19 protein-coding genes are annotated in these 15443 nt (G+C 67.2%); 3 read left to right on the top strand and 16 right to left on the bottom strand.

Annotated elements, in window-relative coordinates:
* Positions 1-11 precede the first annotated feature (11 nt).
* Together AC5P9W_RS04030 and AC5P9W_RS04035 are read left to right on the top strand one after the other, a co-directional pair.
* Entirely contained in the window at positions 12-962 is a 951-nt protein-coding gene (locus AC5P9W_RS04030; RefSeq protein ID WP_021202595.1) for an aspartate carbamoyltransferase catalytic subunit, read from the top strand.
* Positions 963-1108: 146 nt separating this feature from the next.
* Entirely contained in the window at positions 1109-1600 is a 492-nt protein-coding gene (locus tag AC5P9W_RS04035; protein ID WP_197574796.1) for an REP-associated tyrosine transposase, read from the top strand.
* Positions 1601-1753: 153 nt separating this feature from the next.
* On the opposite strand, the gene AC5P9W_RS04040 is transcribed toward AC5P9W_RS04035, so the two are convergent.
* The 16 genes from AC5P9W_RS04040 to AC5P9W_RS04115 all read right to left on the bottom strand — a co-directional run bounded on the left by AC5P9W_RS04040 (position 1754) and on the right by AC5P9W_RS04115 (position 15156).
* Positions 1754-2551, bottom strand: a complete 798-nt coding sequence (locus tag AC5P9W_RS04040) for a carboxylesterase family protein (protein ID WP_111103434.1) — start codon at positions 2549-2551, stop codon at positions 1754-1756.
* 70 nt (positions 2552-2621) lie between these two features.
* Positions 2622-2888, bottom strand: a complete 267-nt coding sequence (locus AC5P9W_RS04045; RefSeq protein WP_019659457.1) for a hypothetical protein — start codon at positions 2886-2888, stop codon at positions 2622-2624.
* Positions 2889-2947: 59 nt separating this feature from the next.
* On the bottom strand, positions 2948-4309 hold the full coding sequence (gene mgtE / locus AC5P9W_RS04050; protein ID WP_019659456.1) for a magnesium transporter: 1362 nt from the start codon (positions 4307-4309) through the stop codon (positions 2948-2950).
* 194 nt (positions 4310-4503) lie between these two features.
* Entirely contained in the window at positions 4504-6273 is a 1770-nt protein-coding gene (gene ptsP, locus AC5P9W_RS04055; RefSeq protein WP_019659455.1) for a phosphoenolpyruvate--protein phosphotransferase, read from the bottom strand.
* Positions 6274-6275: 2 nt separating this feature from the next.
* Entirely contained in the window at positions 6276-6545 is a 270-nt protein-coding gene (locus AC5P9W_RS04060) for an HPr family phosphocarrier protein (RefSeq protein ID WP_005408385.1), read from the bottom strand.
* Positions 6538-6930 (bottom strand): PTS sugar transporter subunit IIA, encoded by a 393-nt coding sequence (locus AC5P9W_RS04065; RefSeq protein WP_111103436.1) that lies wholly within the window; start codon positions 6928-6930, stop codon positions 6538-6540. Before AC5P9W_RS04065 ends, AC5P9W_RS04060 begins: the two co-directional genes overlap by 8 nt.
* 493 nt (positions 6931-7423) lie before the next feature.
* Complete coding sequence (gene rapZ, locus AC5P9W_RS04070; protein WP_188250360.1) at positions 7424-8308, bottom strand: RNase adapter RapZ; 885 nt, start codon at positions 8306-8308, stop codon at positions 7424-7426.
* 27 nt (positions 8309-8335) lie between these two features.
* On the bottom strand, positions 8336-9286 hold the full coding sequence (hprK, locus tag AC5P9W_RS04075) for an HPr(Ser) kinase/phosphatase (protein WP_019659452.1): 951 nt from the start codon (positions 9284-9286) through the stop codon (positions 8336-8338).
* Entirely contained in the window at positions 9283-9735 is a 453-nt protein-coding gene (locus tag AC5P9W_RS04080; protein ID WP_019659451.1) for a PTS sugar transporter subunit IIA, read from the bottom strand. The genes hprK and AC5P9W_RS04080 overlap by 4 nt, the downstream gene beginning before the upstream one ends.
* 21 nt (positions 9736-9756) lie before the next feature.
* The gene (hpf, locus tag AC5P9W_RS04085; RefSeq protein ID WP_004147311.1) at positions 9757-10074 is read right to left on the bottom strand and encodes a ribosome hibernation-promoting factor, HPF/YfiA family; all 318 of its coding nucleotides are present in this window, start codon (positions 10072-10074) and stop codon (positions 9757-9759) included.
* Between the two features lie 58 nt (positions 10075-10132).
* Positions 10133-11554: an RNA polymerase factor sigma-54 gene (locus tag AC5P9W_RS04090; protein ID WP_233653164.1), complete on the bottom strand. Its 1422-nt coding sequence runs from the start codon at positions 11552-11554 to the stop codon at positions 10133-10135.
* A 39-nt stretch (positions 11555-11593) separates the two neighbouring features.
* On the bottom strand, positions 11594-12313 hold the full coding sequence (gene lptB, locus AC5P9W_RS04095; protein WP_019659449.1) for an LPS export ABC transporter ATP-binding protein: 720 nt from the start codon (positions 12311-12313) through the stop codon (positions 11594-11596).
* Positions 12313-12864, bottom strand: coding sequence for a lipopolysaccharide transport periplasmic protein LptA (lptA, locus tag AC5P9W_RS04100; protein ID WP_019659448.1), 552 nt, complete (start codon positions 12862-12864; stop codon positions 12313-12315). The genes lptB and lptA overlap by 1 nt, the downstream gene beginning before the upstream one ends.
* A 103-nt stretch (positions 12865-12967) precedes the next feature.
* Positions 12968-13543, bottom strand: a complete 576-nt coding sequence (lptC, locus tag AC5P9W_RS04105) for an LPS export ABC transporter periplasmic protein LptC (protein ID WP_021202590.1) — start codon at positions 13541-13543, stop codon at positions 12968-12970.
* Positions 13540-14088: a KdsC family phosphatase gene (locus tag AC5P9W_RS04110; protein ID WP_019659446.1), complete on the bottom strand. Its 549-nt coding sequence runs from the start codon at positions 14086-14088 to the stop codon at positions 13540-13542. The genes lptC and AC5P9W_RS04110 overlap by 4 nt, the downstream gene beginning before the upstream one ends.
* Positions 14089-14154: 66 nt before the next feature.
* Positions 14155-15156 carry a KpsF/GutQ family sugar-phosphate isomerase gene (locus AC5P9W_RS04115; RefSeq protein WP_495218887.1) on the bottom strand — a complete coding sequence of 334 codons (1002 nt, stop codon included), beginning with the start codon at positions 15154-15156 and terminating at the stop codon, positions 14155-14157.
* Positions 15157-15210: 54 nt separating this feature from the next.
* Between AC5P9W_RS04115 and AC5P9W_RS04120 the strand changes: the two genes are divergently transcribed.
* Positions 15211-15441, top strand: coding sequence for a BolA family protein (locus AC5P9W_RS04120; protein WP_107230079.1), 231 nt, complete (start codon positions 15211-15213; stop codon positions 15439-15441).
* Positions 15442-15443 lie beyond the last annotated feature (2 nt).

A 15443-nucleotide genomic window follows, 5' to 3' on the forward strand; every position in this document is an offset into this window, starting at 1 on the left:
CGACTCCCGCCATGACTGCCCAGCAAATCGATGCCTCCGGACGCCTGCGCCACCTGCTGACCCTGGAGGGCCTGCCGCGCGAAACACTGCTGCAGTTGCTGGACCGGGCAGGGCAGATCCGTGACGCCGCAGTCGGCCGTGTCGGCAACAAGCGCCACGTGCTGGCCGGTTCTGCGGTATGCACGCTGTTCTTCGAACCGTCCACGCGCACCCGCAGCTCGTTCCAGCTGGCCGCGCAGCGCCTGGGCGCCGATGTGCTGAACTTCGACGCGTCGACCTCGTCCACGCGCAAGGGCGAAACGGCCTGCGACACGTTGCGCAACCTGGAAGCAATGGGCGTGCGCGGCTTCGTGGTGCGTCACCCCGATGACGGCGCCGTGGCCGCGCTGGCCGAGGCGGCGGGCGAGGGCACCGCACTGATCAACGCCGGCGACGGCCGCAGCGCGCACCCGACCCAGGGCCTGCTGGACATGCTGACCCTGCGCCAGGCCAAGGGCCCGGATTTCTCGAAGCTGAAGGTGGTGATCGTCGGCGACGTGAAGCACTCGCGCGTGGCGCGCACCGACCTGCATGCGCTGCGCACGCTGGGGGTGGGCGAGATCCGCGTGTGCGGCCCGCAGTCACTGCTGCCGGACGACGAGACCCTGAAGGGCTGCGTGGTCGGCGATGATTTCGATGCGATGCTGGAAGGCGCCGACGCGCTGATGATGCTGCGCCTGCAGCGCGAGCGCATGGAAGAAGGCCTGGTGCCGTCGCTGGAGCAGTACCACGCCCAGTACGGCCTGACCAACGAACGCCTGGCCCGTGCCGGCAAGGACGCTGCGGTGCTGCATCCGGGCCCGATCAACCGTGGCGTGGAAGTCACCGATGACGTGGCCGACGGCCCGCAGTCGTGGGTGCTGCGCCAGGTCGCCAACGGCGTCGCCGTGCGCATGGCCGTGCTGGAAACCCTGCTGGGCTGACCACTTTGGTGGGTGCCGACCGTTGGTCGGCACTGAACCATCAGTGCGGTGAAGTGCGGGCCTGGCCATTGAATGGTTCCGGGCCTACCTGTACTGACGTGGTTGCCCGATAGAAGAGGGATACCGGCAGGCGCACGCTTGGGCCCATGAACCGCGCACGCCTACGCCTTGGCCGTCATTCCCGGATCGGGCAATCCTACATCCTGACCACCGTCACCCAGGAACGTCGACGCTACTTCGATGATGCCACTGCGGCACAGGAGGTGATGGATGTGTTCCGTCGCATTGATGATGATGGCCTGACGCACTCACTTGCCTATGTGGTCATGCCGGACCACATCCATTGGCTTGTGGAGATCCGTGCGTTCTCGCTGGACTACATCATGCAACGCTTCAAATCGAGCAGTGCATTGCGGATCAACCGCATGCTGGGTAAGACAGGACCATTTTGGCAATCGAGCTATCACGATCACGCCATGCGTTCTGAAGAATCACTGTTTCGCCATGCGATGTACATCGTCGCCAACCCGGTCAGGGCGAACTTGGCGAGCTGCGTGGGAGAGTATCCGTATGCCTGGTGCCAATGGGAGATCGATGGGAGGTACCAAGCAATGGATTACCCCGAAGCGGAGAGATAGTGCCGACCAACGGTCGGCACCCACCAATACCCGAGCCGACCAACGGTCGGCACCCACCAATACCCAAGCCGACCAACGGTTGGCATCCACCAATACCCAAGCCGACCAACGGTTGGCATCCACCCACAGATGTTTCCCAGCAGAAGCTATGGCTCAGCGCTTCTGCGCGAACATCCATTCCCACATCGCCGGGTCGGCGTAGGTGGCGTCCCAGGCATTGTGGTTGCCTTCCGGGTATTCGGTGTAGCGCACGTCACGCGCGTTGGCGTTCTGGAATGCGGCGTGCAGCCGGCGGTCGTCATCCGGCGGCACCACGTCATCCAGCGCGCCATGGAAGATCCAGATCGGCGTCTGCCGCAGGCGCTGGGCAATGGCCGCATACGGGTCGGTTTCACCGGCCACCTGTTCGACGAACAGGGTCGGACGTACCGCGCGCGGGGCCAGCACCGCGCCGCACACCGGCACGATCGCAGCAAATCGGTGCGGGTTGTCCAAGGCGATGTTCCAGCTGCCGTAGCCACCCATCGACATGCCGGTCAGGTATTGCCGCGCCGGATCGGCACCGAACTCGGCGATCGCTGCATCCAGCGCGGCCAGGGCCACACGGTTGTTGCGCCCGCTCCATTCCCCGCGTCCCGGCGCCTGCGGAAATACGGCCAACGCAGGGAAATCGGCGGCCTGCTCGCGCAGGTACGGTCCCAGCCCCGCGTGGGTCTGCTTCACGCCATCGGCGCCGCGCTCGCCCGAACCGTGCAGGAACAGCACGACCGGCAGTGAGCCCGGTGTACGCGCCGATGCGGCCGGAATGAATACCTGGTAGTAGGCCGTCTCGCCATCCACCTTCACGGCGCGGGCTTCGAAGCGACCCCGCGCGCCATCCGGCAGCGACGTGCAGCCGCTCATCAACAGAAGGGCCAGCAGTGGCAGCCAGCGCGACAGCAAACGGACCATGGGGTTTCCCGAAGTGGCGAGATCGCCTGCATCGTAGTCCGCTGTCGCCAGCGCGGCATCGTGCGCCGCGTCACTGCGGGCGCGGGAAGCTGGCAATGATGTCCAGTTGTTCCTGCGCTTCGGCATTGCCTGCCGCCGCCGCAGCCTGCACCTGCGCCATATCCGGGTGCAGGACCACCAGCAGCGGGTTCTCGCAGACCGGGCAGTCATACTCGGTGGCGTCCTCGTCCAGTTCCATCTCCATGGCGCGCGAGCTGCCCTTCCACTCGCAGGCCGGGCAGGTGTGCTGCTGGTCGCGCCAGCCGGGCTGGAAATAGTTTTCGATCGTTGTTGCCATGGGTGTTCCGGTTGGGTGGAGTCAACGACCCGCGTGGCGGGGGCCGATCCTCGATGCGGTCAGTGCAGCAGCACCAGCGTGGCCAGGCCGAGGAAAGTGAAGAAGCCCATCGAGTCGGTCACTGCGGTCAGGAAGATACCGCTGGCCAGCGCTGGATCGAAGCCGAAGCGTTTCAGTGTGAGCGGCACCAGCACGCCGGCCAGCGCTGCGAACAGCAGGTTGCAGGTCAGCGCGATGGCGATCACCGCAGACAGCCCGGGTGAATGGAACCAGGCCAATACGATCAGGCCCAGCACCGAGCCGAGCATCACGCCGTTCAGCAGCGCAACACGCACTTCCTTCCACAGCAGGGTGCGCGCGTTGGAGGCGCCCACCTGGCCCAGCGCCAGGCCGCGCACCATCAGCGCCAGCACCTGGGTGCCGGCGTTGCCACCGAGGCCGGCCACGATCGGCATCAGCACCGCCAGCGCCACCAGCTTGTCGATGGTGCCCTCGAAGTGACCGACCACGCTGGAGGCCAGGAAGGCCGTGCACAGGTTGATCGACAGCCACATCAGGCGGCGGCGCATGGCGCGCCAGACCGGGCTGAACAGATCCTCGTCCTCGTCCAGGCCGGCGGCGCCCAGCGCCTGGTGCTCGGCCTGGCCACGGATGATGTCGACCACGTCATCGATGGTGATGCGACCAACGAGGATGTTGTTCTCGTCCACCACCGGTGCGGAGATCCAGTCATGGTCGGAGAACTGCCGCGCGACTTCCTGGTCGCTCTCGCCGACGTCGATGGCCGGCTGCTCGTCGTCGATCAGGCGGTTGATCGGGGTGGTGTCCTCGTGGGTCACCAGTGCCGCCAGCGACACCCGGCCAAGGTACTGATGGCGCCGGCTGACCACGAAAAGGTGGTCGGTGTGGTCCGGCAGTTCGCCGCGCAGGCGCAGGTAGCGCAGCACCACGTCCACGTTGACGTCGGCGCGCACGGTCACCACGTCCGGGTTCATCAGGCGGCCGGCACTGTCCTCGGGATAGGACAGCACCTGTTCCAGGCGCTCGCGGTTCTCGCGGTCCATCGACTTGAGGACTTCGTCGATGACCGTATCGGGCAGGTCTTCGACCAGGTCGGCCAGGTCGTCGATGTCCAGGTCTTCGACCGCGGCGATGATTTCGTCCGGGTCCATGTCCGCGAGCAGGCTCTCGCGCACGTCGTCGCCGACGTGGACCAGCACCTCGCCGTCATCTTCCGGATCGACCAGGCCCCACACCACCTCACGCTTGCCCGGCGGCAGCGATTCAAGCAGGTTGCCGATCTCGGCCGGGGCCAGGGTGTTGACCAGGCGACGCACCGGGCCCAGCCGACCGCTGTCCAGTGCGTCGGACAGCATCCGCAGTTGGCGCGCAGTCTTGTCGTGGCGTACGGCTTCAGCCATCGCAGCTCCCGCGGGATAAGAAAAGCCGCGATCCCGGCAAGGATGCGGCAACAGGGGTGTTCAGCGCGTCATTATCGCAAGGGGATGTTTCAACGCATAGCCGAGGGGCGGTGGTTGCGCCGGCCGCTGGCCCGCAATCGTCCCCATCGAAGTCCACGAGATTGCCGGCCAGCGACCAGCACTACCCTCGGCAGTCAGGCCGTTTCGGCCACCAGCGCCAGCCAGCGCTCGATCGCGCGGCGGTCGCGTGCGGCCAGCAGCTTGGGCGCGCGCGCGCGCAATGCGGCCAGATCGGCATCGCGGATCGCACGGCGCACTTCCAGCAGCGTGCCGGGGTGCAGGCTGAACTCGGTCAGGCCCAGCGCCAGCAGCAGCGGGGTCATCCGTGCGTCGCCGGCCATCTCGCCGCAGACCGCCACCGGGATGCGGTGACGCGCGCCCGTCTCGATCACCATCTGCAGCAGTCGCAGCACGGCCGGATGCAGTGGCGAATACAGTTCGCCCAGTGCCTCGTTGTTGCGGTCGGCGGCCAGCAGGTACTGCACCAGGTCATTGGTGCCGATCGACAGGAAATCGACCAGGTCGATGAAGCTCTCCAGCGCCAGTGCTGCCGCAGGAACTTCGATCATCGCGCCCAGCGGCACGTGGTCGGACACCATGTGGCCCTCGCCGCGCAGCTGTTCGGTCAGCTTGAGCATGCGCCGGCGCACCGCCAGCAGCTCCTCGCGGGTGCTGACCATCGGCACCAGCACGCGCAGCTTGCCGTAGGCGGAGGCGCGCAGGATCGCGCGCAGCTGGGTATCGGCCACCTTCGGGCGTGCCAGCGACAGGCGTACGCCGCGCAGACCCAGGGCGGGGTTCTCTTCATTGCTGAGGGTCAGGCCGGTGCGGTCGGCCTTGTCCGCGCCCAGATCGAGCGTGCGGATGGTGACCGGTCGCCCGCTCATGCCCAACGCGGCATCCCGGTAGGTCTGGAACTGTTCTTCTTCATCCGGCAGCTCGTTGCGCTGCAGGAACAGGAACTCGGTGCGGTACAGGCCCAGTCCCTGCGCGCCCAGCGCGTGCGCCTGGGTGACGTCTTCCAGCGATTCGGCATTGGCCAGCAGGGCGATGTCGACCTGGTCGCGGGTGCGGCTGGGCTTGCTGCGCAGGCGGCCGAGCTCGCGCTGCTCGCGCGCATGCTCCTTCAGGCGCGCGCGATAGTCACGCAGGTTGTCGGCCTGCGGGTTGGCGGTGATGCTGCCGTCGGCGCCATCGATGATCAGCACGTCGCCATCGGCGATGCGGCTGAGCAGCTGCGGAACGTTCACGATCAACGGCAGATGCAGGCTGCGCGCCAGGATCGCACTGTGCGACAGCGCGCTGCCGGCGGCGGTGACGATGCCAACCACGCCCTGGGCCTGCAGCTGGGCCAGTTCGGACGGGGCGATGTTGTCGCAGACCAGGATCTCGCCGGCCAGGCCCTTCATCACCGGCGCGCGTTCAGGCTGCAGGAACGCGTGGATGCGGCCGATGACATGGTCCAGGTCGTCCATGCGGCTCTTCAGGTAGGCATCGTCCATGCCATCGAAGACCTTGGCCAGGCGGTCACGCTGCAGGCGCAATGCGTAGCCGGCACTGTAGGGACCGCTGCGGATCAGCTCGTCCAGCCCGAACAACAGCTCGGGATCGTCCAGCAGCAGCGCGTGCAGGTCCAGGAACTCGCCCACTTCCTGGTTCAATGCGCCATGCAGGCGCTGGCGCAGTTCGTGCATTTCCGTGCGCGCGGCATCCACCGCACGATGCAGGCGGGCCAGCTCGGCCTCGACCTGGTGGGCGCCGATGCGTTGCTCGGCCACCTCCAGCGCATGCGGCAGGCGTACCCGTGCGCGGCCCATCGCCGCGCCACGGGCAGCACCGTGCCCAGCCAGCAGCTGGACCGGCCGCTGGCCGGAAGGAACCTGGCCGGCGCGCGCGCGCGGCACGCTCAGCTGTCCTCGTCGAAGCGGCGCTCGAACAGACCGACCACCGCTTCCATCGCGGCGGCTTCGTCCTCGCCGTTGATGCGCACCGTGACCGGAGTGCCCTGGCCGGCGGCCAGCAGCATCACGCCCATGATGCTCTTGGCGTTGATCTCACGGCCCTTGGCGGCCATGGTCACGTTGCAGCGGAACGGCGCCAGGGTCTGCACCAGCTTGGCGGTGGCCCGGGCGTGCAGGCCCAGGCGGTTGCTTACGGTGAGTTCTCGTTCAAGCATCGTCGACTATCGCTCCATTACGGGTGCCCGCCGCGGCTGTGGCGGGCAGTAGATCCAGTCCCTGTTCCGGATAATTCATCACCCGCAGCAACATCGGCAGGCTCAGCGCCGATACCCGGCGAACCGGGGTCCCCAACCGGGCCAGCTGCCCGGCTAGGTTGGCGGGGCTGGCGCCGTACAGGTCGGTCAGGATCAGCACGCCATCCCCTGCATCGACCCGCCGCAGGGCGGCCGAGGCGAGCGGGAGCAGGGCGTCCAGGTCTGCGTCGAACGGTACTTCGAAAGCTTCGGTTTTCAGCGGCAATTGCCGCAGGAGCCGGGTCGCCACCTCAAGCAGGGCGGGCCCGACCCCCGGATGTGTTACGAGGAGAATGCCACAGGTCATTACTGCACGTTAACAGGTCAAGGTGAATTGGCGATAGCAGCAGGAGAGGGGCACTGTGTCCCGTATTCAGTGTTGCTCGCGTGGGAGCCCTTTTCCGTTGGAGAAGAGATTCGACCCCATCCGTTTTTCGATGCCTGGCAGAGATTCATCCACGCATGGCGTGGATCGTGTCGACCAAGGTCGACACCCACCAACAGCACACGGAATCTGTCAGAGGCGGGGCGGTGTGGGCAGGAAGGACCGTTGGCGCCATGGATGGCGCCATCGAGCCCCCAGGGGTGAGGGCGCTTTGCTTGCGAAGCACTGCTTCGCAAGCGCCCGAACGCCCAGCCGCCAGCGGCTGGGCCGGACCGCGGAGCGTGGTTTACGGCGTGTCCTGCAGATCCACACCGCCCCGCCATCCCACGGAATGCCGCTTCTGCTGTTGCTGTTGCTGTTGCCGGCCAGCGGCCGGCACTCCCGGCGGGTGCCGGGCGCAGCCCGGCCGACTCTCTCAATCCTGTTCGCGGTGATACGTGGCCACATCTTCCCAGCCCATCTCGCGGGCATGCCGGGCCAGGCGCTCGGCCAGGAACACCGAGCGGTGCTTGCCGCCGGTGCAGCCGAACGCCACCGTCACATAGCTGCGCGTGCCATCACCCAGCTTCGGCAGCCACGTATCGAGGAAATCCATCAGCTGGCCCAGATAGCGCTGCACATCCGGCTGCGCTTCAAGGTAGTCGCGTACGCCCGGTTCGCGGCCGCTCAGCGCACGCAGATCGGGGTCCCAGTGTGGATTGGGCAGCACCCGCGCATCGAATACGAAGTCCGCCTCGGCCGGCACGCCGCGCTTGTACGCGAACGATTCGAACAGCAGGGACAGTCCGGTGGCATGGTCCAGCGTGAACTCGGTGATGATCCGCCGCCGCAGCTGATGCACGTTGAGGTTGCTGGTATCGATCACCGCATCGGCCTCGCGGCGCAGCGGTGCCGTCAATTCACGTTCGCGTGCGATCGCTTCGGGCAGCGACAGGCCCAGCTGGCTCAGCGGATGACGGCGCCGGGTGTCGGCGTAGCGCTTGAGCACAGCCTCATCGCTGGCCTCGAAGAACAGTACCTTCACTTCCACGCCGGCGTCAGTGGCCAGCTGCCGCCAGTTGCCCAGCTGGCTCAGATCGGCCTGTCCGCGAACGTCGATGCCCACGGCCAGGCGGCGCGGCGCGCTGCCGTCATGGTTGGCCAGCAGGCTGCGCACGAAGTCGGGCAGCAGATTGATCGGCAGGTTGTCCGAGCAGTAGTAGTCCTGGTCCTCGAAGGTCTTCAGGGCGACGGATTTACCCGAGCCGGACAGGCCGCTGACGATGATCAGGGTCGGGGCGGAGGGGGTGACGGTGCTCATGGACAGGCTCTTCGAGGGGCAGGGAAATCAGGGTGTTCGCCGTTCCAGCAGGTTGCTGTGGCGGGCGATGAACATAGCCGCCGGGTCGATGCCCTTGGTGCGCAGGATGTGCAGGCGGGTCGCGGCTTCGGTCAGTACGGCCAGGTTGCGGCCGGGCATCACCGGCAGGGTGATCAGCGGAACGTCCAGGTCCAGCACATGGCGGGTGCCCGAATCGCCGGTCAGGCGTTCGTAGCCATGTGGGGTGGGTTCGGTCATCGGCTTGGTCAGGTGGACGATCAGCCGAAGGTACTTGTTCTTCTTTACAGCCGTGTCGCCGAACATCTCGCGCACGTTGAGCACGCCCAGGCCGCGCACTTCCAGCAGGTCCTGCAGCAGTTCGGGGCAGGTGCCGTCGAGTACGTCCGGGGCGATCTGGGTGAACTCGGGGGCATCGTCGGCGACCAGGCGATGGCCGCGGGTGAGCAGCTCCAGCGCCAGCTCGCTCTTGCCCGATCCGGCCTCGCCGGTGATCAGCACGCCGATGGAATAGATCTCCATGAACACGCCGTGCAGGATCACCCGCGGCGCCAGCGTACGCGCCAGATGGTAGGACAGGTGGTTGAGCAGTTCGTGGCCGCGCTTGGGCGAGAGCCACAGCGGCGTGCCGGATTCGTCAGCAGCGGCGCGGAGGTCTTCCGGGCAGGGCTGGTTGCGGGTCAGCACCAGCGCCAGCGGGTGCGACTGCATGATCTTTTCGATGGTCTCCCAGCGCTGGCGTGGTTCCAGTGCATCCAGCCAGGACAGTTCCTCGGTGCCCAGGATCTGCACCTTGTTGGGATAGATCGCGTTGAGGTAGCCGGCCAGCGAGGGACGCCGCGAGACGGTATTGCCGGCCTCCAGCTCGCGCTTCTCACCGGACTTGCCGGCGGCCCAGCGCAACCCCAGCCGCTCGCGCTGCTGTTCGAACAGTTCACGGGCGGTGATGCTGGTATTCATGCGGCACTCGCAGGAGGGGTCATGTCCAGCGCCTCGCGCAGCGCCCGGGCATCGCCCGCTTCGCGCAGGGCCTGGCGGATGTCCGGCGCGGAAAACAGTTCGGCCAGCTCGGACAACAGCATCAGGTGCTGGTGGGTGTAGTGGGCGGGGACGGCCATGGCGAACACCAGGTCCACCGGTTCGTCGCCGCCGAAATCGACCGGGGCGGCCAATCGCAGCAGGGCGCCACGGGGGCGATCAAGGGTAGGCGCGCGGCCGTGGGGGATGGCGATGCCGTGGCCGATCGCGGTGCTGCCCAGGGCTTCGCGCTGGCACAGGTTCAGGTAGATCTGTTCGGCATTGGCCTGGCGGCAGGCCAGCAACCCGGCGGCGGCCTGCAGGACGCTGTCACGGTCGGTGGCCGTGCAGAGCTGGGTCTGCACGGCCGCCAGGAGGTCAGTCAGGGGCATGTCTGCGGGGAACGGTGGCGATCAGCCACCATTGTCGCCCACCGGCAGCGGCGCGTGCTGCTGTTTTTTCTCCTTGTGCTTGATCACCAGGCGGTCAAGCTTGTCCGCAAGCAGGTCGATCGCGGCATACATGGTCTGGGCATTGGCCTCCGCGTGCAGGGTCTGGCCCGGGATGTTGAGGCTGGCGTCGACATGGTGTTCGGTCTTCTGCAGCTTGAGGGTCACCCGCGCTTCGCAGTGCTGGTCGAAGTGCTTTCCGATCCGGGCCAGCTTTTCCTCCACATAGGACTGCAGGGCCGGGGTGACTTCGACATCTTTGCCAAACGTTTCGATGCGCATCGGGTTTCTCCTGTGTTCGGATGTGCCAATGAACCTCTCCGCCGGGCGCGGCGGCGCGTCAAGCGATTCTGACCCTTTCGTGCGAGGCGGAAATGTTCATGGCTTCACGATACTTCGCCACGGTGCGCCGCGCTACTGGGATTCCCGACGATTTGAGCAGGTCAGCCAGCTTGGCGTCAGAAAGCGGCTTGCGCGGATTCTCATCGTCGATCAGGCGCCGGATCATCGCCTGGATGGCGGTGCTGGACGCCTCGCCGCCGCCGTCGGTATCGATGCCGGAGGCGAAGAAGGCCCGCAGTGGCAGGGTGCCGCGCGGGGTGCGCACGTGCTTGCGGGCGATCGCACGCGACACCGTGGATTCGTGCAGGCCCAGTTCGGTGGCAATCTCGCGCAGGGTCAGTGGGCGCAGCGCCTGCTCGCCGAATTCAAGGAAGCCGGCCTGCTGCAGGATCAGGCTGCGCACGACGCGCAACAGGGTTTCGCCGCGCTGCTGCAGGCCTTTCAGCAGCCAGCGTGCTTCCTGCAGCTGGGCACGCAGGTAGCCGGCATCGGCGTCGCCGCAACGCCGGATAAGCTGTTCGTAGCCGCGGTGGATCACCACCTTCGGCCCGGCATGGGCGGCCAGTGCAGCGCGCCACACGCCGTTCTGCCGCCATACCACCACGTCCGGCACCACGTAAGTGTCCTGCGACAGCGGTGCGATCTGCGTGCCCGGGCGCGGGTCCAGCGAGCGCAGCAGTGCGACGGCAGTCTCGACCTCGTCCATCGGCTGCTTCAACTCATGAGCAAGCCCGGCGACGCCACTGCGTGGCAGCCGTTCCAGCGGGCCTGCGGCAATCTGTCGCGCCAGCGCCAGCCCGGGCGTTTCGCCGGGCAGCACATCCAGCTGAAGCAGCAGGCATTCGCCCAGCGTGCGTGCAGCCACACCCACCGGATCGAAGCGCTGGATGCGATGCAGCACGGCGAGGATCTCGTCCTCGCCGGCGTGGATCGCCGGCAACAGGGTGTCGGCGATGGTGCCCAGCGGTTCGCGCAGATAACCGTCATCGTCCAGTGCATCGATGAGCGCGGCACCGATGCTGCGATCACGTGGGGACAGATGCGACAGATGCAGCTGCCACAGCAGATGGTCGGCCAGCGTTTCGGTTTCGGCTACGCGCTCGGCGGCGCTGCCATTGTCGTCGTCATCGTCGAAGCTGCCGCCGCTGCCGGACGCGTTCCAGTCCAGTTCCGCCGGCGCCCAGTCGTCGCCGGCATCGGCGCGTTCTGCGGGCGCATCGTTGCCGTTGTCGTCGCCTTCGCCGGCAGGACTGCTGCTGTCACTGCTGTCGGCCCAGTCCAGCAGCGGATTGCTTTCCACCGCCTGGGCGATTTCCAGCTCCAGCTCGGTGGTGGACATCTGCAGCAGCTTGATCGCCTGCTGCAACTGGGGCGTAAGCACCAGTTGCTGTCCCAACGATGTCTGCAGCCGAGTCTTCATGCCTGTGCCGAAAGGAAGGAAAGGGACCCGGCGACTGCTTCACAGCTTGAAGGAATCCCCGAGGTAGACGCGGCGTACATCGGCGTTGTCCAGGATCGCTTCCGGCGAACCCTGGGCCAGCACGCTGCCCTCGGCGAGGATATACGCGCGGTCGCAGATACCCAAGGTCTCGCGCACGTTGTGGTCGGTGATCAGCACGCCGATGCCACGCTGCTTGAGATGGGTGACGATGCGCTGGATCTCGCCGACCGAAATCGGATCGACACCGGCGAACGGCTCGTCAAGCAGGATCAGGCGCGGCTGCGCTGCCAGGGCGCGGGCGATCTCGCAGCGGCGGCGTTCGCCACCGGACAGGCTGGCGCCAAGCTGGTCGGCAACATGGCCCAGCTGCAGTTCGTCGAGCAGGCTGTTCAATTCGCGCTCGCGGCCGGCCGCATCCAGGTCTTCGCGCAGCTCCAGCACCAGGCGGATGTTGTCGGCCACGGTCAGCTTGCGGAATACCGACGGTTCCTGCGGCAGATAGCCCACGCCCTGCTTGGCGCGGGTATACATCGGGTCGCCGGTGATGTCCTTGCCGTCGAGCACGATGCTGCCAGCGTCAGCCGCAACCAGGCCGACGATCATGTAGAAGCAGGTGGTCTTGCCGGCACCGTTGGGGCCCAGCAGGCCGACCACTTCGCCGGCGTCGAGGGTCAGCCCGAAATCCTTGACGACTTCGCGCTGCTTGTACTTCTTGCGCAGGCCCTTGGCGACGAGCATTACTTCCTGCTCCCGGCCGGCTGCGCCGGCGTGGTGGCCTTGGGCTGTGCCGCAGGCGCGGCCGGGGTCTTGTTCTTCGGCGGGATGACGGTGCGCACACGGCTGCCGTCACCACCGGAGTTCATTTCGCCGGTGCGGGTGTTGTAGACCATGCGCTGGCCGGCATTGGTGCCGCGCGCGCTGGTGACCTTGTAGTTGCCGGTCAGGGTGATGATCTCGGTCTTGATGTCGTAGTCGATGCGGTCGGCAACGGCATCCATCCAGGTGCCGTCATCGAGCTGCTGCTTCATCTTGGCCTGCTTGCCAGTGAACACCGCGCGCACGGCTTCGCCATCCTTGAGGTAGATCTCGGCCTCGGACGAGCGCAGGTCCAGCGTGCCCTGGGTGATGATCACGCCCTGCGACAGCACGGTCTTGCCGTCGCCGGTGAGCGTGCCGGACTGGGCGCCGGAATCGATGTGCATGTCTTCGTTGCGGTCGGTGGACTTGGCGAAGGCGGCGCTGGGGACAAGAAGACCGAGCGCGAGTACGGCGGCAAAGGAAATCTTCATCGGGGTCCGTTCTACCGGTGGGGGCCTCCCGGGCGGGCCGGGGGCGGAGGGTGGGGCTGCCGGCCCTGCGCCTGTCCGGAGACGTCGCGGGCTGGCGGCGGAATCAGCGTTTGGGCGTGTAACGGCCCTTGGACTGGCTGAGGAAATGATACGTGTTGTTCTTCGAATCCACTTCGAAGCCGACGCCGGACTGTTCCATGCCCGGGCGGGTCATGGTCACCAGAGCGTCGGTGCGGGCGCGGTTCTCCTTCGGGAACACGTCCAGATGGTCGGTGCGGAAGGTGGTCGGCACCACGCCCGGACCGGCCGGGCTGTCGCCGGCCACATTGCCGCGCAGCTTCATCTGGTCGCCCTTGGCGCTGAGCCAGCCGGTCTCGGCCCGCAGGGTCCAGTGCTTGCCATCCTTGTCCGGCATCTCGAACAGCGGCGTGGCGATGTTGATGGTCTGGTCGCCACGCTGGCGCTCCAGCCGCGGCGCACGCAGGGTGGTCGACTCCTTGCCGTGCTCATCCAGGGCCACGATCTGGAAGTCGTGCAGAACGTAGTCCACACCCGGCTCCTGGCTGTCGTTGGCCGGGCCCTTGTCGCGGTTGCGCAGGGCGGCCCAGCTGCTGAGCAGCGCCGCCAGCAGCAGGCCGACGCCCAGCAGGGTGCGCCAGTTCAGTGTCGGCAGGCTCATGCGCCGAACCTCGCCAGCACCGCATCCACGTGGCCCTGTGCGGCCAGCAGGATGTCGCACAGTTCGCGGGCGGCGCCACGTCCGCCGTCGGCGCGGGTCTGCCAGTGCACGCGCTCGGCGATCCACGGGTGGGCGTTGGCCGGGGCCACTGCCAGGCCGACCGCGCCCAGCGGCGCCAGGTCCGGCAGGTCGTCGCCCATGAAGGCCACCTGCTCCAGGCCGACGCCGTGCTGCGCGCACAGCGCCTGCACGCTGGCCAGCTTGTCGCCCACGGCGATCTGGGTGTCGATGCCTAGGTCGGCGCCGCGCTTGAGCGCGGACTGGCTGTTGCGCGCGGTGATCAGCACGGGGTGGATACCGTGCTGCTGCAGCAGTTTCAGGCCCAGGCCATCCTGCACGAAGTACGCCTTGCTCTCGTTCCCTTCCTTGTCGTAGTACAGCCGACCGTCAGTGAGGGTGCCGTCCACGTCGAAGCAGGCCAGGCGGACGCGGGCCGCAGCGGCATGCAGGTGGGCAGGGAAGGCGGGCAGCGGGGACCAGGGCATCAGGGCAGCAGGCTCGGTGGGGTCGGGTGGGGCATTACAGACTGAATGGGGTCTACGGACTGTCGGTTAAACCACCCGGGCCCGCAACAGGTCATGAATGTTCAGGGCGCCTACCGCACGGCCCTGGTCATCGACCACGATCAGGCCGTTGATTTTCTGGGTTTCCATCTGCCGCGCGGCCTCTACGGCCAGCTGGTCGGCCCCGATGGTGCGCGGGTTGCGGGTCATCACGTCGGCGATCTTCGCGGTGCGCACGTCAAGCGCGCTGTCCAGCGCGCGGCGCAGGTCGCCGTCGGTGAACAGGCCGATCAGCACGCCATCGGCGTCGACCACGGCGGTCATCCCGAGTCGCTTGCGGCTCATTTCCACCAGCGCCTCGCTGAGGCTGGCGTCGGCACCCACGCTGGGCAGGTCCTCGCCGCTATGCATGACGTCGGTGATGTGCAGCAGCAGGCGGCGGCCGAGGCTGCCGGCCGGGTGCGAGCGGGCGAAATCGTCGGCGGTGAAGCCGCGTGCGTCGAGCAGGGCCACGGCCAGCGCATCGCCCATCGCCAGCGAGGCGGTGGTGCTGGAGGTCGGCGCCAGCGCCAGCGGGCAGGCCTCGGCCGGCACGCTGACGTCCAGGTGGATATCGGCGCCGGTGGCCAGGCTGGACTGCGGGCGGCCGGTCATGGAGATCAGCAGGTTGCCCTGGCGCTTGAGCACCGGCAACAGCATGAGCAGCTCGTCCGACTCCCCCGAATAGGACAGCGCCAGCACCACATCGTCCTCGGTGATCATGCCCAGGTCACCGTGTCCGGCCTCGCCAGGGTGCACGTAGAACGCCGGGGTGCCGGTGGAGGCCAGGGTGGCGGCGATCTTGCGGGCGATGTGCCCGGACTTGCCCATGCCGGTGGCCACCACACGCCCGCGGCTGGCCAGGATCGCCTGGCAGGCCTGCTGGAAGGCCTCGCCGAGGCGGTCAGCCACGGCCTCCAGCGCCTGCCGCTCGATCTCGAACACGCGGCGGCCACTGGCGATCAGGCCGGCAGGGTCGGCAGAACGGGGGGGCAACAGGGATTCGGCCATGCGGACGCCACGCAGCGGAAGTAGAATGGATGCACATTTTATTAGGAAAGCCCGTTGGACGCCGACACCATCCGCAATCTGATCGAAACCGGCCTGCCTGGCGCCCGCGCCGATGTGCGTGGCGACGATGGCGTGCATTTCGAAGCGACCGTGGTCTGCGAGGCCTTTGCCGGCAAGATGCCGCTGACCCGCCACCGGATGGTCTATGCCACCCTCGGCGACCTGATGGGCGGCGCGATCCACGCGCTGGCGCTGAAAACCGTGACCCCGGCCGAAGCCGGCTGAAC

Source organism: Stenotrophomonas sp. YJH_SMC_33, from assembly GCF_059372295.1.